Annotated in this window: 14 protein-coding genes and 1 other RNA gene; 8 read left to right on the top strand and 7 right to left on the bottom strand. The window is 70.2% G+C overall.

Annotation, left to right across the window (positions count from 1 at the left end):
* Positions 1 to 9: 9 nt before the first annotated feature.
* Positions 10 to 510, bottom strand: coding sequence for a dihydrofolate reductase (locus tag PKE84_RS06040; protein ID WP_271176325.1), 501 nt, complete (start codon positions 508 to 510; stop codon positions 10 to 12).
* Positions 507 to 1,316, bottom strand: coding sequence for a thymidylate synthase (locus tag PKE84_RS06035; RefSeq protein WP_271176324.1), 810 nt, complete (start codon positions 1,314 to 1,316; stop codon positions 507 to 509). The genes PKE84_RS06040 and PKE84_RS06035 overlap by 4 nt, the downstream gene beginning before the upstream one ends.
* A 112-nt stretch (positions 1,317 to 1,428) precedes the next feature.
* Here PKE84_RS06035 and PKE84_RS06030 point away from each other — a divergent pair, with 112 nt between their 5' ends.
* The 5 genes from PKE84_RS06030 (at position 1,429) to PKE84_RS06010 (ending at position 6,488) form a co-directional block, all read left to right on the top strand.
* Positions 1,429 to 4,005 (top strand): cytosine permease, encoded by a 2,577-nt coding sequence (locus tag PKE84_RS06030; protein WP_271176323.1) that lies wholly within the window; start codon positions 1,429 to 1,431, stop codon positions 4,003 to 4,005.
* Between the two features lie 40 nt (positions 4,006 to 4,045).
* Positions 4,046 to 4,864, top strand: a complete 819-nt coding sequence (locus tag PKE84_RS06025; RefSeq protein WP_271176322.1) for a Nif3-like dinuclear metal center hexameric protein — start codon at positions 4,046 to 4,048, stop codon at positions 4,862 to 4,864.
* A 53-nt stretch (positions 4,865 to 4,917) separates the two neighbouring features.
* Positions 4,918 to 5,652: a zinc ribbon domain-containing protein gene (locus PKE84_RS06020; protein WP_271176321.1), complete on the top strand. Its 735-nt coding sequence runs from the start codon at positions 4,918 to 4,920 to the stop codon at positions 5,650 to 5,652.
* A 56-nt stretch (positions 5,653 to 5,708) separates the two neighbouring features.
* An RNA gene (gene rnpB / locus PKE84_RS06015) (RNase P RNA component class A) lies at positions 5,709 to 6,092 on the top strand.
* 18 nt (positions 6,093 to 6,110) lie between these two features.
* Positions 6,111 to 6,488: a hypothetical protein gene (locus PKE84_RS06010; RefSeq protein WP_271176320.1), complete on the top strand. Its 378-nt coding sequence runs from the start codon at positions 6,111 to 6,113 to the stop codon at positions 6,486 to 6,488.
* A 6-nt stretch (positions 6,489 to 6,494) separates the two neighbouring features.
* Here PKE84_RS06010 and PKE84_RS06005 read toward each other — a convergent pair whose 3' ends face one another.
* The 4 genes from PKE84_RS06005 to map form a co-directional block, all read right to left on the bottom strand.
* Positions 6,495 to 7,184 carry a response regulator gene (locus PKE84_RS06005; RefSeq protein ID WP_271176319.1) on the bottom strand — a complete coding sequence of 230 codons (690 nt, stop codon included), beginning with the start codon at positions 7,182 to 7,184 and terminating at the stop codon, positions 6,495 to 6,497.
* A complete protein-coding gene (locus PKE84_RS06000) occupies positions 7,181 to 9,685 on the bottom strand; it encodes a DUF4118 domain-containing protein (RefSeq protein ID WP_271176318.1) in 2,505 nt (834 codons plus the stop codon). The genes PKE84_RS06005 and PKE84_RS06000 overlap by 4 nt, the downstream gene beginning before the upstream one ends.
* Before the next feature lie 118 nt (positions 9,686 to 9,803).
* Positions 9,804 to 10,565 carry a polyphosphate--glucose phosphotransferase gene (gene ppgK, locus PKE84_RS05995; protein WP_271176317.1) on the bottom strand — a complete coding sequence of 254 codons (762 nt, stop codon included), beginning with the start codon at positions 10,563 to 10,565 and terminating at the stop codon, positions 9,804 to 9,806.
* A gap of 29 nt (positions 10,566 to 10,594) precedes the next feature.
* The gene (gene map, locus PKE84_RS05990; RefSeq protein WP_271176316.1) at positions 10,595 to 11,461 is read right to left on the bottom strand and encodes a type I methionyl aminopeptidase; all 867 of its coding nucleotides are present in this window, start codon (positions 11,459 to 11,461) and stop codon (positions 10,595 to 10,597) included.
* 12 nt (positions 11,462 to 11,473) lie between these two features.
* On the opposite strand from map, the gene PKE84_RS05985 reads away from it, so the two are divergent.
* Positions 11,474 to 11,686, top strand: coding sequence for an SPOR domain-containing protein (locus PKE84_RS05985; RefSeq protein ID WP_271176315.1), 213 nt, complete (start codon positions 11,474 to 11,476; stop codon positions 11,684 to 11,686).
* Here the strand turns inward: PKE84_RS05985 and panB are convergent.
* A complete protein-coding gene (gene panB, locus PKE84_RS05980; RefSeq protein WP_271176314.1) occupies positions 11,683 to 12,534 on the bottom strand; it encodes a 3-methyl-2-oxobutanoate hydroxymethyltransferase in 852 nt (283 codons plus the stop codon). The two genes, PKE84_RS05985 and panB, sit on opposite strands and share 4 nt — an antisense overlap.
* A 90-nt stretch (positions 12,535 to 12,624) precedes the next feature.
* On the opposite strand from panB, the gene glnA reads away from it, so the two are divergent.
* Positions 12,625 to 13,962 carry a type I glutamate--ammonia ligase gene (gene glnA, locus PKE84_RS05975; RefSeq protein ID WP_271176313.1) on the top strand — a complete coding sequence of 446 codons (1,338 nt, stop codon included), beginning with the start codon at positions 12,625 to 12,627 and terminating at the stop codon, positions 13,960 to 13,962.
* Positions 13,963 to 13,967: 5 nt separating this feature from the next.
* On the top strand, positions 13,968 to 16,994 hold the full coding sequence (locus PKE84_RS05970) for a bifunctional [glutamine synthetase] adenylyltransferase/[glutamine synthetase]-adenylyl-L-tyrosine phosphorylase (RefSeq protein WP_271176312.1): 3,027 nt from the start codon (positions 13,968 to 13,970) through the stop codon (positions 16,992 to 16,994).
* Positions 16,995 to 17,310 lie beyond the last annotated feature (316 nt).

Here is a 17,310-nt window from a genome sequence, read left to right as displayed (position 1 = left end):
CGTCGGCGCTCAGCGCACGTAGGTGAGGAAGCGGTACCGCAGGCCGCCCTCGGCGGTGTGCCAGCCGTCGGCGGGATCGATCGCCGAGACGCTCCACTCGTCGCCGAGCGGCGGAGCCCAGGTGTCTCCGTCGACGTCGAGGTCGATCTCGGTCACCTCGACGCGGTCGGCCGCAGGCAGCGAGAGGCCGTAGAGCTCGGCGCCCCCGATCACCCAGGTGGTCGACGACGTGCTGGGTCCAGCCGCGGCGACGGCGGCTTCGATCGAGTCGACCACGGTTGCCCCGGTGGCCTCGTACCCGGACTGCCGGGTGACCACGATGTTCGCCCGACCGGGGAGCGGCCGGAAGCGTGCAGGCAGCGAGTCCCAGGTCTTGCGTCCCATGATGACCGCGCCGGAGCCGGTGAGGGCGCGGAAATGCGCGAGGTCCTCGGGAAGGTGCCAGGGCATCCGGCCGCCGGCGCCGATGACCCGGTCGTTCGCCTGCGCCCAGATCAGGGCGAGGCTCACACCGCCACCACTGCGCGGATGGCCGGGTGGTGCTGGTAGTCCTCCACGATGAAGTCCTCGAACGTGTAGTCGAAGATGCTCGCGGGCGTGCGCGCGAACCGCAGCTTCGGACCAGGATACGGGTCGCGGCTCAGCTGCTCGGCGACCTGGTCGAGGTGGTTGTCGTAGATGTGGGTGTCACCGCCGGTCCAGACGAATTCTCCGGGCTCCAGACCCACCTGCTGCGCGACCATCATGGTGAGCAGCGCGTAGCTGGCGATGTTGAACGGGACGCCGAGGAACATGTCGGCGCTGCGCTGGTAGAGCTGGCAGGAGAGCCGACCGTCGGCGACGTAGAACTGGAAGAACGCGTGGCACGGCGCGAGCGCCATCTGCGGGATGTCGGCGACGTTCCACGCGGAGACGATGATGCGACGGGAATCCGGGTTCGTGCGCAGCTGGTCGATGACCTGGCTGATCTGGTCGATGTGCGAGCCGTCGGGCGCGGGCCAGGAGCGCCACTGCACGCCGTAGACCGGACCGAGCTCGCCATCGGCGTCCGCCCACTCGTCCCAGATGGTCACACCGTTCTCACGCAGCCAGCCGACGTTGCTGTCGCCGCGGAGGAACCAGAGCAGCTCGTACGCGATCGACTTGAAGTGCACGCGCTTGGTCGTGATGAGGGGGAATCCCTCGGCGAGGTCGAATCGCAGCTGGCGGCCGAACACGCTGCGTGTCCCGGTGCCCGTGCGGTCGGATTTTCGGCTGCCGTTCGCGAGGACGTCGCGCAGCAGGTCTTCGTACGGAGTCGCAATGGTCGTGGTCATCGAGTCGATGGTACGTCGCCGCGGGAACCGCGCGCGACCGACCCTCGGAGCGGGGGTGAAATCGCAGGCCGCGCACCGGTTCCGCCACCGGCTGCGTCGGTAGGCTTTCGTCATGGACAGCGATGAGGTCGCGAACGACCCGTCCGTCGTGTCTGTCCCGGGGCGACGGAGGGCGACGTATACGCCGCCCGTGCGTCGCCGCGCGCCCGGGAGCGATCCCGACCCCGAGCCCGTGAGCGAAGACGCAGAATCTGCCGCCGAGCCGGAATCCGTCGCTGAGTCGGCTACTGAGCTCGAGCCCGTCGCCGCGTCAGCGCCCCAGGCGATCCACGACGACGACGAGCTGGCGCGTGCCCTGGAGGAGCAGGTCTCGCGCATGACCTCGGCCGTGCCGATCATCGCCGGCCCGACCGTCGTCGGCACCGACGGCATCGCGGATGCCGCCCTCCTCACCGACGACCAGGTGGCGGCGCTCGTCGACGAAGACCTCAACGCGCACGACACACTCGCGGCGATCACCCACCTCGAGAACGTGCTGGCCGCACGCGCGACGACGGCGATCCCTATTCAGAGCCCGGCGCCGCCGCCCGCCGAGGTCGCCGCCGCTCCCGAGGCGGTAGCCGACGCTGCACCCGAGCCGGAGCCCGAGCCCGAGTCCGAGCCGGAGCCCGAGCCCGAGCCGGAGCCCGACGCCGCGCCCCACGGCGAGGAGGACGATGACGCCGCCTGGGCCGACGGAACACCGACCGAGCTGATCAGCTTCGACGACCTCGACCTCCGGCGCCGCGACGACGGACCGGAGCCGACGTTCAGCGCCTGGATCGCTCCCGCGGCCGCCGCGGAGTCACCGCCGGAGCCGCCACCGCCCCCGGCCGCCGACATCCCGACCCCCGCCGACATCCCTGCCGTCGACACCTCGACACCGGAACCCCGGCAGCGCGTCGAGCCGCTGGGCTACGTGCCACCGGAGACCGCGCCCGCCGACTCGCAGCCCGTGCCCTTCGTGCCCCTCGAGCCGCTGCCCGTCGATCATCCGGATGCTCCCAGCGTCGACTCCGTGCCGCTCCCCATCGTCGAGGCCGACCAACTGGCCGGGCACGCGGTCGCCGCCGGGTTGGCGCGCGACGAGATCGACGACGATCTCGAGGACGACGCCGACGACGTGCGGCTTCCGACGGGATCGCTGTCGGCGCCCCTGGCCAGCCCGCGGGTGTCAACGGATGAGCGCCTGCTGTTCGATGCGGAGCCCGAGGCGGCACCCCTGTTCGTCGTGGAGGAGTCCGGCGTGGAGCCGACCCCCGTCGATCGCCGGGTCGGGCACGCCTCTCGTTTGTTCTGGCTCTGGTTCGCCGCCACGTCGTCGCTGATCAGCGTCGGCGTCGGCGCGACATTGTTCGAGCTGGGCCTGAGCCTGCGTCAGATCCTCGTCGCGACCCTGGTGGGCGTCGCGCTGTCGTTCCTGCCGCTCGGCCTCGGCACGCTCGCCGGCAAGTGGAGCGGCCAGCCTACGATGGTGGTCTCCCGTGCGACCTTCGGTCTCCGCGGCAACGTCGTGCCGGCCGCGCTCGCCGTGCTCACTCGGCTGTTCTGGGGCGCGGTGCTGCTGTGGCTGATCGGAGACGCGGCCGGCTCGCTGGCCGTCGCCCAGGGCTGGTCGTCGAACGCCGTCGTCCCGACGACCATCGCTCTCGTCGTGGCCGTCCTGATCGCGCTCGCCGTCGCGTACTTCGGCTATTCGCTCGTCGCGCGGGTGCAACTGGTGCTCACGATCGCCTCGGCCGTGCTGATCGTCACGATGATCGCGATCACCGCCCGCTCGGTGGACCTCACGGCGACGCTCGCGGTTCCGGATGCGGCCTGGCTGCGCGTCGTGACGGGCGCGGTGATCGTGTTCAGCTTCATCGGTCTCGCCTGGGCGAACAGCAGCGCGGAAGTGGCCCGCTATCAGCGGCCGGGATCGTCCGGTGGTGGCGGCATGCTGTGGGCGACCTTCGGTGCGGCGCTCCCTCCGCTGGTCCTCATCTCCTACGGCGGCATGCTCGCGGCGTCGGACAGCGCCTTCGCGCAGCAGCTCGCCGTCAACCCGATCGTGGCGTTCTCCGAGCTCGGGCTGCCGTGGTGGTACCCGATCCCGCTGCTGCTGTCGGTCACCCTCAGCCTGCTGTCGGCTCTCGTACTGAACATCTACTCGGGCGGGTTCACCCTGCTGGCGATCGGCCTGCGGCTTCCCCGCGCGACGAACACCATCGTGATCACGGCCGGCATCACCGTCGCCGGGGTGCTGCTCACCCTCACGGCCCTCGACCTGTCGAGCATCGTGCAGAGCGTGCCCATCACCCTCGCGGTCCCCGTCGCGGCGTGGGCCGGGCTCTTCGCGGCGGAGATGATGGTGCGCGTCCGCCGTCTCCACCAGCCGTCGCTGGTGACGCGCGGCGGCATCTATCCGGATTGGCGCTGGGGCAACCTGGCGATGCTCGTCGTCGCCACGATCGTCGGCCTCGGGCTCATCCGGTCGAATGTGCCGTGGCTGGAGTGGGAGGGGTACCTGTGGCGCGCGTTCGGCGTCGACCCGGCGAGCCCGCTGGCGCTGAGCGAGCTCGGGGTCATCGTGGCACTGGCCATCGGCGCGCTCACGCCGCTCGTGGCGGGGATACCGGCCGTGCGCCGGCAGGAGCGGGCGATCGGCTGACCTGCTGATGCTGATGGGCGAATCCCGTAGGCTCGTTGCCGTGCCACACACACTGTCTTCCGTCCACGCCGCCGTCGAGGCGCTCTGGCCGCTGGCGGGCGCGGAGAGCTGGGATGCGCCCGGCCTGCTGTCTGGGGATCCTGCCGCCGGGGTCGAACGCATCCTGCTCGCCGTCGACGCCGTGGCGGACACGGTCGACGAGGCGATCGAACGCGAAGCGGATCTGCTGCTGGTGCACCACCCGCTGCTGATGCGCGGCGTGACGAGCGTCGCGGAGGACCGCTACAAAGGCGCGTTGCTGGCTCGACTCATCCGGGCGGACTGCGCGCTGATCGCCGCGCACACCAACGCCGACGTGGTCGCCGATGGGACCTCGGCCGTGCTGGCCGCCCGCCTCGGTCTCGTCGACCCGACCCCGATCGACCCGTCCGGCGACGGCGAGACCGGCATCGGCCGGGTCGGAACGCTCTCCGAGCCGACGACGCTCGGTGCGCTCGCCCGCCGGGTCGCCGACCTGCTTCCGCCCACCGCCGGCGGCGTGCGCGCGTCGGGCGACTACCACCAGCCCGTCTCGCGCGTCGCCGTCTGCGGGGGAGCGGGCGACTCGCTGCTCTCCGCCGAGGCCGTGCGCTCGGCCGACGTCTACATCACGGCCGATCTCCGCCACCACCCGGCGTCGGAGGCCCGGGAGCAGGCACTGCTGTCCGGCGGACCGGCCCTGCTCGACGTGTCGCACTGGGCGAGCGAGTGGCTCTGGCTCGACACCGCCGCCGCCCAGCTGCGCGCCGCGCTGCCCGGTGTCTCCGTCGAGGTGAGCGAGCTGCGCACCGACCCCTGGGACTTCGCCATCCTGCAGTGACCGCGGAGGCGACACCCGTGACGACCATCCTGAACCGAAGAGAGACGTGAACCGTGAAAGCCAGCCCCACTGATCAGAACGAGCTGCTGCGACTGCAGAGCGCCGACACGCGTCTCACCCAGCTCGAGCACACGGCCAAGAACCTGCCCCAGACCAAGGAGCTGCAGAGCCTGCAGCCGGAGGTGGACGCGCTGCGCGCCCGCTGGATCGCCCGCACCGGTGAGCTCGAAGACGCCCGCACCGAGCTCAAGCGGGTCGAATCCGACGTGGAGGTCGTCGAAGCACGGATGGCGCGCGACACGGCTCGCGCGCAGCAGACCTCGTCGATGAAGGACGTGCAGGCTCTCGAGAACGAGCTGGCCGCACTCCGGAAGCGGCGGGACGATCTCGAGGAGATCGAACTCACGGTCATGGAGCGGGTCGAGGAGTTCGAAGCATCGCTCGCCGCCGTCGAGGGTGAGCGGGCCGAACTGGGCGCCCGCGTGCACGCCCTGGAGGCCGCGCGCGGGGAGGAACTGGCGAAGATCGACGCCCAGCGCGCCTCCCTGGCGAAGGATCGCGAGACCATCGCCGCGACGATCCCCACCGACCTGATCGAGCTCTACGAGAAGCAGCGCGCCCGCTACGGGATCGGCGCCGCCGCCCTCCTGCACGGGGTCTCGCTGGGCAGCAATGTGAAGCTGACCGAGTCCGACCTGGCCGTCATCCGCCGGGCGGCGGCCGACGACGTGGTGCTCTGCCCCGACAGCGGCGCCATCCTGATCCGCAACGAGGAATCCGGTCTCTGAACCTCTGCCGAGACTCGGCTGAACGCCCAGTTTCGGCCTGTAGGCTGATTCACGAATGGGCCGGCAAGACGGTCGCGTCGGCTCACCTCGGTGAGCCGCCGAGGAACGTCCGGGCTCCACAGAGCAGGGCGGTGGGTAACACCCACCCGGGGTAACCCGCGAGACAGTGCCACAGAGAACAGACCGCCTCCCGGCGCGGCCGAGAGGTCGCGGCGGGCGGTAAGGGTGAAACGGTGGTGTAAGAGACCACCAGCGACCGGGGTGACCCGGCCGGCTCGGTAAACCTCGCCCGGAGCAAGGTCAGACAGGGAACGTTGAGGCTGCTCGCCGAGTTCCCGGGTAGACCGCTGGAGGGCGGCGGCAACGTCGTCCCGAGATAGATGGCCGTCCACGGTGCTTCGGCACCCGGACAGAACCCGGCGTAACAGCCGGCCCATTCCTCGATCGACGGGGGAGTCATGGTGGGCGACGAGCGGGCGCGGAGGATCTCCGTGATCGCCGGCGTGCTGTCCGGTGTGGTGATCGCCCTGGTCGTGCTCGGTTACTGGTTCGCCGTCTGGTTGTTCGCCGCGGCCCCGTCGTTCGTGCCGGCGCCGGGCGACGCCGTGACTCCCGGCCACTACGACGAGGTGTTCCGCGTCGGCGTCGTCGCGCTCGTCTACTGGGTGGGCGCGTTCACGGTCGCGCTCGGCGTGGTCGTGGCCATCACGGTGCTGGGCGTCCGCACGCTGGAGCGGCTCTGGGAGTGCTCGTCGGCGTCGCTGATCGTTCCGCGGGTCGATGAGGCGGATCCGGCGGTGACGATCGCTCGCATCGCGGGCCGGGCGGGCCCGTGAGACGCCTCAGTCGTCGGGTGTGAACCGGTAGCCCATCCCCGGCTCGGTCAGCAGGTAGCGCGGGCGCGACGGCACCGGTTCGAGCTTCTTGCGCAGCTGTGCGAGGTACAGGCGGAGGTAGCCGGTGTCGCTGGTGTACTGCGGTCCCCAGACCTGGGTGAGCAGCGACTGCCGCGTCACGAGGCGACGCGGGTTGCGCACGAGCACGTCGAGGATCGCCCATTCGGTCGGCGTCAGACGCACCGCCTGCGTGCCGTCGGGCGTCGTGCGCGTCACCTGGCGCGCGGCCAGGTCGACCGCGATGTCGCCGAACCGCACCACGGGCTCGTCGGTGGCGGCCGGCTGGCGGCGGGTGAGCGCCCGGATGCGCGCGAGCAGTTCGTCCGCCGCGAATGGCTTGGTCACGTAGTCGTCCGCGCCGGCGTCGAGCGCGTCGACCTTGTCGCCGGAGTCGGTGCGACCCGACACGACGAGGATCGGCACCTGGCTCCAGCCGCGCAGTCCCTCGATGACCTCGATCCCGTTCAGTTCGGGCATGCCGAGATCGAGCACCACCAGGTCCGGATGCTGGTCCACCGCGAGGCTGAGCGCCTCCGCCCCCGTTCTGGCCACCGACACGTCGTAGCCGCGGGCAGTGAGCAGGATGCGCAGCGCCCGAAGGATCTGCTGGTCGTCGTCGGCGATCAGGATCTTCACGACTGTGCCTCCTCGCGGTGTGCGGCCGACGGCGCGACCGGAAGGGAGACGACCATGGTGAGCCCGCCTCCGGGGGTGTCCTCGGCCTCGAGGGTGCCGCCCATGCCCTCGACGAACCCCTTGGAGAGCGCGAGGCCGAGACCGACACCGGTGGTGTTGTCCGTGTCGCCGAGCCGCTGGAACGGCACGAACACGCTCTCCCGGCGCTCGCCGGGGATGCCGGGGCCGTGGTCGATCACGCGCACCTGCACCGTGCCGGCGAACTCGCTGGCGGCGATGACCGGGCGGGAGTCGACGGGGGAGAACCGCAGCGCATTGCTCAGCAGGTTGACCAGCACGCGCTGCAGGAGAATCCCGTCGGTCAGCACGGCGGGAAGGGAGGCGGGAAGGTCGAGTTCGACCTCGGCCGGCCCGAGCGACAGCTCGTCGAGCACGGAGGGCACGACATCGTCGAGGTCGGTGGGCGCCAGGGACACGGCGAGCACGCCGGCCTGCACGCGGCTGACGTCGAGGAGGTTGGTGACAAGGCGGGCGAGGTTGTCGAGGCTCTCCTCCGCCGTCTCGAGGAGGGTCTCGCGGTCGTCCGTGCTGAGACGCAGATCGGACTGCCGGAGTGTCGTGACGGCGGCGGTCGCGGCGGCGAGCGGTCGTCGCAGATCGTGTCCGACGGCCGCGAGGAGGGCGCTGCGCACGCGGTCAGTCTCGGCCAGCGGCGCGAGCTCGCTCGCGGTCGCGGTGAGCTCGCGATGTTCCAGGGCCGCGTCGAGCTGCGTGACGATGACGGCGAGGAGTCGGCGGTCGGCGGCCTCCAGGTCACGGCCGGAGAGTTCGAGCGTGCCGCGGGTGCCGACCGGCGTCGTGCGGGTGTGCTCCGCATCCGACGGCTCGCCGTCGGTGGCGACGACCTCGGTGCCGTCGAGCAGTCGCACGCCCGTGAGGCCGAACGCCTCGCGGGTGCGGGTGACGAGCGCCTGCAGGGCGTTCTCGCCGCGGATGATGCCGCCGGCGACGGTCGCGAGGAGCTCGGCTTCCGCCGCGGCGCGGATCGCCGCGCGGCTTCGGCGCGCGGCCTGATCGACCACGAGGCTCACGAGCGTGGCGATCACCAGGAAGAGCACGAGCGCCAGCAAGTGCAATGGCTCGCTGATCGTGATCGTGTAGAGCGGCTCGACGAAGAAGAAGTCGAGCGTGATCCCGGACAGCAGTGCTGCGAACAGCGCCGGCCAGATGCCGCCGACCAGGGCGACCAGCACCACGAGCAACTGATAGCTCAGCACGTCACTGGTCATCGAGTCCGCGGTGCGCATCGACACGAGCAGCCAGGTGAGCAGGGGGCCGCCGACCAGGGCCAGCAGGAATCCGAGAACCCTGCGGCGCGCCGTCAGCCCGCCGGTGCGCCGGGGGAGCGAGAACCGTCCCCCCGCCCGCGAGTGCGAGACGATGTGCACGTCGATGTCACCGGATTCGCGGATGACGGTGGATCCGATGCCGGGGCCGGTGAGCAGGGCTGCGAGCCGGCTGCGGCGGCTGACGCCGATGACGAGCTGCGTCGCGTTGGAGCCGCGGGCGAAGTCGACCAGGGCGCGCGGGATGTCGCTGCCGACGACCTGGTGATACGTTCCGCCGAGCTGTTCGACGAGGGCCCGCTGGGCGGCGAGCGCGCGGGGGTTGGCCTCGCGCAGGCCGTCCTGGCTGGTGACATGCACGGCGAGGAGTTCGCCGCCGGCCGACCGCGCAGCGATCCGCGCTCCGCGGCGCAGCAGGGTCTCTCCCTCCTGGCCGCCCGTGAGGGCCACGACGACGCGCTCCCGCGCCTCCCACGTGCCGGCGATGCCGTGCTCGGCGCGGTACCGCAGCAGGGAGCTGTCGACCTCGTCCGCCAGCCAGAGCAGCGCGAGCTCGCGCAGGGCGGTGAGGTTGCCGAGACGGAAGTAGTTGGCGAGCGCAGCGTCGATGCGGGCGGCGGGATACACGTCGCCGTCGGTCAGGCGATCGCGCAGGGCCTGCGGTGCGAGGTCGACCACCTCGATCTGGTCGGCGCTGCGCAGCACGGAGTCGGGGATGGTCTCGCGCTGATGCGCCCCGGTGATCTGCTCGACCACGTCGTTCAGCGACTCGATGTGCTGGATGTTCACCGTCGACATCACGTCGATGCCGGCGGCGAGCATGTCCTCCACGTCCTCCCAGCGCTTGGCGTGCTCGGAGCCGGGGGCGTTCGTATGGGCGAGCTCGTCGACCAGGGCGAGCTGCGGCGCGCGCGCCAGCACCGCATCCAGATCGAGTTCGGTGAGCTCGATGCCGCGGTGCTCGATCGTGCGCCGGGGGATCACCTCGAGCCCGTCGAGCATCGACGCCGTGGCGGCGCGGCCGTGGGTGTCCACGACCGCGACGACCACGTCTCTGCCGAGGGCCTGCAGGCGCCTGCCCTCTTCGAGCATGGCGTACGTCTTGCCGACGCCAGGCGCAGCGCCGAGCATCACCCGCAGGTGGCCTCGTGGCATCGTCTACTCGTCCATCTCCGCCAGCGCGATGTTCAGCTGGAGTGCATTCACCGTCGGGTCCCCGGGAGAGCCGAGGTCCCGTCCCTGAATCTTAGACTCGACGAGCCCGGGCCGAACCCTAGCGGTCCCCGCGCACCGCCAGCGCGGCCGCACCCAGGATGCCCGCATTGTTGCGGTGCACCGCGGGCACGATCTCGGTCTTCAGGTCGAGGAGGGGGAGGAAGTCCTTGTAGTTCTTGGAGACGCCGCCCCCGACGATGAACAGGTCGGGGGTGAACAGGAACTCGAGGGTCGAGTAGTACTTCTGCAGTCGCTTCGCCCACTTCTCCCACGAGAGGTCCTCGCGTTCTTTGGCCGAGTACGCGGCCTTCGACTCGGCGTCGGCGCCGTCGATCTCGAGGTGGCCGAGCTCGGCGTTCGGGATGAGCACGCCGTCGTAGATCAGCGCGGAGCCGATGCCCGTGCCGAGGGTGGTCATGATGACGAGGCCGCTCTTGTCCTTCGCGGCTCCGAAGCGGGACTCGGCGTAGCCCGCCGCATCCGCGTCGTTCACGAAGTGGATGTCGCGACCGAGGGCCTTCTCGAAGAGGTCCTCCGCGTGCAGATCGATCCACTTCTTCGACACGTTCGCCGCCGAGAGGGTGACCCCGTGGCTGACGATGGCGGGGAAGCACACGCCGACCGGGGCGTCCGGGTCTTCCGCGGCCAGCTGGTCGACGATCTTCTTCGTGGTCTGGACGATGTCGTCGGGCTTGCCGCCCTCCGGAGTCGGCAGCTTCACGCGGTCGCTGACGAGTTCGCCGGAGTCGAGATCGACGAGACCCCCTTTGATACCCGTACCCCCGACGTCGATCCCGATTGCGGTGTTCTTCGAACTCATGGCACGAATCTACCCCGCCGCGCCACGGATCATGGAAGCGTCAGGACCTCGGCTCCGCGTTCGGTGACGACGAGTGTGTGCTCGAACTGCGCAGTGATGCTCTTGTCGCGCGTCACGACGGTCCAGTCGTCGGCCCACATGTCCCACTCGTGCGTGCCCAGCGTGAGCATCGGCTCGATGGTGAACACCATGCCGACCTCCATCACGTCGTCGTACAGCGGCGCGGAGTCGTAGTGCGGGATGATCAGGCCGGAGTGGAACGCCGCTCCGACGCCGTGGCCGGTGAAGTCGCGCACGACTCCGTAGCCGAACCGCTTGGCGTACGACTCGACCGCGCGGCCGATCACGTTCACCTGGCGGCCGGGTGCGACGGCCTTGATGCCGCGGTTGAGGGCCTCGCGAGTGCGGTCGACGAGCAGCGTGACCTCCTCGCTCGCCGTGCCGGCGATGAAGGTCTGGTTGCTGTCGCCGTGGAAGCCGTTCTTGTACGCAGTGATGTCGATGTTGACGATGTCGCCGTCGTCGAGCACGGTGTCGTCGGGGATGCCGTGGCAGATCACCTCGTTCACCGAGCTGCAGATCGACTTGGGGTAGCCGCGGTACCCGAGGGTGGACGGATAGGCGTCATTGGCCAGCAGGAACTCGTGCCCGATGGTGTCGAGCTCTTCCGTGGTGATGCCGGGACGGACGGCCTCGCCGACCAGCTCGATCGCCTGCGCCGCGATGCGGCCGGACTCGCGGATGAGAGCGATCTCGTCGGGCGTGTAGACGTCGCCGCCGCTGTAGGGGGACGGGCCTTTCTTGCCGACGTATTCCGGGCGGGGGATGCTGGAGGGGACGGGGCGCATCGGCGAGACGCGTCCGGGAACCAGGTGACCGGCGGAATCCTTGGGCATAGGATCAAGCTTATGACCGGCGAGAACGACTATGGGATCACGCAGGACGCGGAGCACCGCTTCTGGTACAACATGAAGACCGGCCAGGTCGAGCAGGGCTTCCTGTCTCCTGCGCCCGACCGGGTCGGACCGTTCGAGACGCACGAAGAGGCCGAGCACGCGCTCGAGAAGCTCCGCGAGAACAGCGCCAAGTGGGCTGAGGAAGACGCGCGCGACGATCGCTAGAAGCTCTGCTCCTCGGTCGGGAAGGCGCCGCCCTGCACGTCGGCCTTGAAGGCCGTGGCCGCATCGGTCAGGATGCCGCGCAGGTCCGCGTACTGCTTGACGAAGCGCGGGATGCGCCCGGTGGTGAGTCCTGCCCAGTCGGTCCAGACCAGCAGCTGGCCGTCCACATCGGGGCCGGCGCCGACACCGATGGTCGGGATGCGCAGCTCGGCCGTCACGCGCTTGGCGATGTCGGCCGGCACCATCTCCATCACGACGGCGAACGCTCCGGCGTCTTCGACCGCGTGCGCGTCGGCGAGCAGCTGCTCGGCCCCTTCACCGCGACCCTGGATGATGTGCCCACCCAGGCCGTGCTCGCTCTGCGGCGTGAAGCCGATGTGGGCCATGACCGGGATTCCGGCGTCGACGATGCGGCGGATCTGATCGGCGCTGCGCACACCGCCCTCGAGCTTGACGGCGTGGGCGCCGGTCTCCTTCATGAAGCGCACGGCGGTGTGGAGGGCCTCGAGCGCTCCGGTCTCATACGAGCCGAACGGCATGTCGGCGACGACGAAGGCGCGCTTGACGGCCCCGGCGACCGCGCGGGTCAACGGGATGAGCTCGTCCACCGTCACCGGCAGCGTCGTCTCGTAGCCGAGCACGTTGTTGCCCGCCGAATCGCCGACGAGCAGGAAGTCGATGCCGGCCGCGTCGAAGATCTGCGCGGTGAGCTGGTCGTAGCTGGTGAGCCCGGTGAACTTGGAGCCCTGCTCCTTCGCGGTCTGGAAGTGCCGGGTTCGCACCCGCTTGAGCGACTGCATCGTCGGGATCGAGGAGGAGACGGACGGCATCGGAGACTGCTCAGACATGGGCTCAGTCTAGTGAGCGGCAGACAGGCCTAGATGGCCGCGCCGGGCCTGTGGAACCAGTAGCCTAAGAAGGCTGACGAAAGGGGCAGGATGGACAAGCAGCGCGACTTCGTTCTTCGCACGATCGAGGAACGTGGCATCAAGTTCGTGAGGCTGTGGTTCACCGATGTCGTCGGCACCCTCAAGTCCGTCGCGATCGCCCCGGCCGAGGTCGAGGGCGCGTTCGCGGAGGGCCTCGGCTTCGACGGTTCGGCGATCGAGGGCCTGACCCGCGCCTACGAGTCCGACCTGCTCGCGCATCCGGACCCCACGACGTTCCAGATCCTGCCGTGGCGCGGCGAGATCGACCCGACCGCCCGCATGTTCTGCGACATCACGACGCCCGACGGCCAGCCGTCGGTGTCCGACCCGCGCAATGTGCTCAAGCGCACGCTCGAGAAGGCGGCCGACCGCGGCTTCACCTTCTACACGCATCCGGAGATCGAGTTCTACCTGCTCAAGTCGTCGCAGTACGGTCCGGAGGGCCCCGAGCCCGTCGACTCCGCCGGCTACTTCGACAACGTGCCGGGCGGCACCGCCCACGACTTCCGCCGCCGATCGGTCCGGATGCTCGAAGACCTCGGCATCTCGGTCGAGTTCAGCCACCACGAGGCGGGCCCCGGCCAGAACGAGATCGATCTGCGCTACGCCGACGCGCTCACGACGGCCGACAACATCATGACGTTCCGCACGGTGATCAAGGAGGTGGCCATCGAGCAGGGCGTCTACGCCACCTTCATGCCCAAGCCGCTCTCCGGGCATCCGGGGTCCGGGATGCACACCCACATGTCGCTCTTCGAGGGCGACACGAACGCGTTCTTCGAGCCGGGCGCCGAGTACCAGCTCTCCAAGATCGGCCGCCACTTCATCGCCGGCCTCCTGCGCCATGCGCCCGAGATCACCGCGGTGACCAACCAGTTCGTCAACTCGTACAAGCGGCTGTGGGGCGGCGACGAGGCGCCCAGCTTCGTCTGCTGGGGTCACAACAACCGCTCGGCGCTCGTGCGCGTTCCGCTCTACAAGCCCAACAAGGGCCAGAGCTCGCGCGTCGAGTACCGCGCGATCGACTCGGCGGCCAACCCGTACCTCGCCTTCTCGCTCATGCTGGCCGCCGGCCTCAAGGGCATCGAGGAGCAGTACGAGCTGCCGCCCGAGGCGGAGAACAACGTGTGGGCGCTCAGCGACGCCGAGCGTCGCGCGCTCGGCTACAGCCAGCTTCCGGCCAGCCTCGACCACGCCATCTCGCTGATGGAGGATTCGGAGCTGGTCGCCGAGACGCTCGGCGAGCAGGTGTTCAACTACGTGCTGCTGAACAAGCGGCAGGAATGGCATGCGTACCGCGCGCAGGTCACCCCGTACGAGCTGCAGACCAACCTCGAGATCCTCTAGGCGCCGTGGCGCGCGACCAGCTCTCCCTGACCACTCTGGCGCGAGCCGGTTTCGTGGGGCTCAGCTCCGTGCGCGCGCAGCTCGACGAGCTGGCCGCGCTCACGGGGCTCCCGGTCGAGGAGTCGCTGCCGGTCTTCCGAGTCGCCGCGGATCCGGACACGGCTCTCGCATGCGCGATCACCCTGCTGCGTCGTGCGCCCGATGAGGCCGCACGGTACCTGATCAGGCGTCAGCCGGCCGAGCGCGCGCTGCGGGTGATCGGCGCATCCGAGGGGCTCGCCGAATTCTTCCTCCGTCAGCCGGCCCAGCTCGATGCGCTCGCCGAGCCGATCACGCGCCTGCCGACCGCCGCCGAACTGCGCGACGACCTGCTCGCGTCGGTCGGGGCCGTCGACGGCTTCGCGGCGGTCATCGAGGAAGAGGCGTGGACGGCCCTGCGCATCCGGTACCGGCGGCGGCTCGCGCAGATCGCGAGCTTCGATCTCGAGCAGTCCGACCCGGTCGACGGGCTGGACGCCGTGGCAGCCGCCCTCGCGGATGTCGCCGCTGCGGCACTCGAGGCGTCGCTCGCCGTCGCCCGGCGCCAGGCGAGCGGAACCGGCCCTGGGCGCTTCCCCGAAGACGAGGTGCGGGCCACGCGGTTCTCGGTGATCGGGATGGGCAAGGCCGGCGCCCGCGAGCTCAACTATGTGAGCGACGTCGACGTGATCTTCGTGGCGGAGGGCGACGAGGAGGCCGGGCTGTCGTCCGGCCGCGCCGTCGACATCGCCACACGCCTCGCGGTGCTGATGATGCGCGGCATCGATGCGCCCGCCATCGAGCCCGGCCTGTGGGAGGTCGACCCCAACCTGCGACCTGAGGGCAAGGATGGCGCGCTCGTGCGCACGCTGGAGTCGCACCTCGCCTACTACGACCGCTGGGCGAAGGGCTGGGAGTTCCAGGCGCTGCTCAAGGCGCGCCCACTGGCCGGCGACCTGGAGCTGGGGGAGCGGTACGTCACCGCCCTCTCGCCCAAGGTGTGGAGCAGCGCCTCCCGCGAGAACTTCGTCGAGTCGGTGCAGCGGATGCGCGAGCGCGTCACCGACCACATCCCCGACGACGAGGTCGAATACCAGCTCAAGCTCGGACCGGGCGGGCTCCGCGACGTCGAGTTCACGGTGCAGCTGCTGCAGCTCGTCCACGGCCAGACCGACGACCAGGTGCATCAGCGGGCGACGCTGCCCGCGCTCGCGGCTCTCGCCGCCCAGGGCTACATCGGGCGAGAGGAGTCGGCGGAGTTCTCGCGGGATTACCGCACCCTGCGCCTCCTCGAGCACCGGCTGCAGCTGCGGCACCTCCGGCGTACGCACCTCATGCCGCGCGACGAAGGCGACGTGCGGGTGCTGGCACGGGCATCCGGGCTGGCGCCGGGCGCGACGCAGCTGCTCGAGGTGTGGACCGGCATCAAGCACGCGGTGCGCGGCCTGCACGAGCGGCTCTTCTACCGGCCGCTGCTGAGCGCAGTGGCGGCGACGGCGACGGAGGACGCCCGGCTGACCGACGGGCCGGGACTGACCAGCGCCCAGGCCGAGGCGCGGCTCGCGGCGATCGGCTTCCGCGACCCGCGCGGTGCGCTCGCCCACATCGCCGCCCTCACCGGCGGGGTCTCGCGGCGCGCGACCATCCAGCGGCACCTGCTGCCGGTCATGCTGCAGTGGTTCGCCGACGGCGCCGACCCGGATTACGGACTCCTCACCTTCCGGCGGCTGAGCGAGGACCTCGGCTCGACGCACTGGTATCTCCGGATGCTGCGCGATTCGAGCGGCGCGGCCGAACGTCTCACCCGGGTGCTGTCGGGGTCGCGTTACGCCGGTGAGCTGCTCGGCCGCATCCCGGAATCGGTCGCGTGGCTCGAGTCGGAGGACGAGCTGCGTCCGCGGTCGGCGGAGCAGCTGCAGGAGGAGACCCGCGCCATCCTCGCGCGGCACGATTCGGCCGTGACGGCGGCGGCGGCGCTCCGCGCGGCCCGGCGGCGCGAGGTGCTGCGGCTCGCCTTCTCGGCGATCCTCGGATTCTGCACCGTCGAGGAGCTCGCCGAAGGACTGTCGGCCGTCACCGAGAATGTGATCGCCGGCGTCCTCGAGGCGGTACGTGCCGCTCGCGGCGATCGCGACCTCCTGGAGTTCGCCGTCATCGGCATGGGACGGTTCGGCGGGCGAGAGCTCGGCTTCGGGTCGGACGCCGACGTGATGTACGTCTTCCGCGCGCTGGGGGACGATCAAGGAGCGGCGCATACCGCCGCGCTCGGCATCGTGTCGGACCTGAACCGGCTGACCGAGGACAACCAACTGCCTCTCGACCTCGACATCGGCCTGCGTCCCGAGGGCAAGAACGGCACACCGGTGCGCTCCCTCGAGTCGTATCGTGCGTACTACCAGCGCTGGTCGCTCACCTGGGAGGCACAGGCCCTGCTGCGGGCCCGGGGGGTCGCCGGTGACGCCGCACTGCTCTCCGACTTCGAGCTGGTCGCCGACGAGGTGCGCTACCCCCCTGCGATCACCGACCAGGCGGTGCGCGAGGTCAAGCGCATCAAGGCGAGGGTGGAGAACGAGCGGCTGCCGCAGGGAGCCGACCCCACTCGGCACCTGAAGCTCGGCCGCGGATCGCTGAGCGACGTCGAATGGTTCGTGCAGCTCATCCAACTGCAGCACGCCGCCGAGCTTCCGGCGCTACGCACGACGTCGACGCTGGGGGCGCTGTCGGTGGCCGCCGAGAACGGCCTGGTGAGCGACGACGATGCCGGCAAACTGCGGGATGCGTGGGTCTTCGCCTCGCGCGCGCGTTCGGCGATGACGCTCTGGAGCAACAAGACCGCGGACGTGCTGCCGTCCGACCGCGTGCAGCTGGACGGCGTCGCGCGCCTGCTCGAGTACCCGCCGGGATCGGCCAGCCAGCTCGAGCAGGACTATCTCGCCGTCACCCGTCGTGCGCGCGCCGTGTTCGAGCGGTCGTTCTACGGCCAGCCCGAGCGGCCGGCTCCCAGCACCGCCTGAGCGGTGGCCGCCCGCAATAGGGCCTGAGGTCCTGAGCATGTGTCGGGTTTGTAAACACTGCGTGATCACTGCCCACATGGCTTGATCGACCTCTGAGAACACCCCCAGAATGGGGCACCACAACCTCACAGGCGTTTCCGGTCCCCGTTCACCGGGGAATCCCACCCTCTCAGGTCCTCAACGTCGTGGATGCCAACACCCCTCTGCGGAAGCAGGTCCGGCCGTGTTCATCTTCATTCTTCAGCTGCGCCATATGGCGGCCGGCCATCCGGAGTTTTATCTGTTTGCGGTGTATTCGGCGTTGATCTGGGTGATT

It is taken from the genome of Leifsonia poae (assembly GCF_027921845.1).
In the GTDB taxonomy this organism is placed as follows: domain Bacteria; phylum Actinomycetota; class Actinomycetes; order Actinomycetales; family Microbacteriaceae; genus Leifsonia; species Leifsonia poae.
Note: the sequence above shows the minus strand (reverse complement) of the source record. Positions and strands in the feature narration are given on the sequence as shown.

Excerpts from the sequence above, each read along its gene's own strand:
- panB (WP_271176314.1), bottom strand. The coding sequence starts at position 12,534 with ATGTCTGAGCAGTCTCCGATGCCGTCCGTCTCCTCCTCGATCCCGACG.
- PKE84_RS05985 (WP_271176315.1), top strand. The coding sequence starts at position 11,474 with ATGACCGGCGAGAACGACTATGGGATCACGCAGGACGCGGAGCACCGC.
- ppgK (WP_271176317.1), bottom strand. The coding sequence starts at position 10,565 with ATGAGTTCGAAGAACACCGCAATCGGGATCGACGTCGGGGGTACGGGT.
- PKE84_RS06030 (WP_271176323.1), top strand. The coding sequence starts at position 1,429 with ATGGACAGCGATGAGGTCGCGAACGACCCGTCCGTCGTGTCTGTCCCG.
- PKE84_RS06035 (WP_271176324.1), bottom strand. The coding sequence starts at position 1,316 with ATGACCACGACCATTGCGACTCCGTACGAAGACCTGCTGCGCGACGTC.
- PKE84_RS06010 (WP_271176320.1), top strand. The coding sequence starts at position 6,111 with ATGGTGGGCGACGAGCGGGCGCGGAGGATCTCCGTGATCGCCGGCGTG.
- glnA (WP_271176313.1), top strand. The coding sequence starts at position 12,625 with ATGGACAAGCAGCGCGACTTCGTTCTTCGCACGATCGAGGAACGTGGC.
- map (WP_271176316.1), bottom strand. The coding sequence starts at position 11,461 with ATGCCCAAGGATTCCGCCGGTCACCTGGTTCCCGGACGCGTCTCGCCG.
- PKE84_RS06000 (WP_271176318.1), bottom strand. The coding sequence starts at position 9,685 with ATGCCACGAGGCCACCTGCGGGTGATGCTCGGCGCTGCGCCTGGCGTC.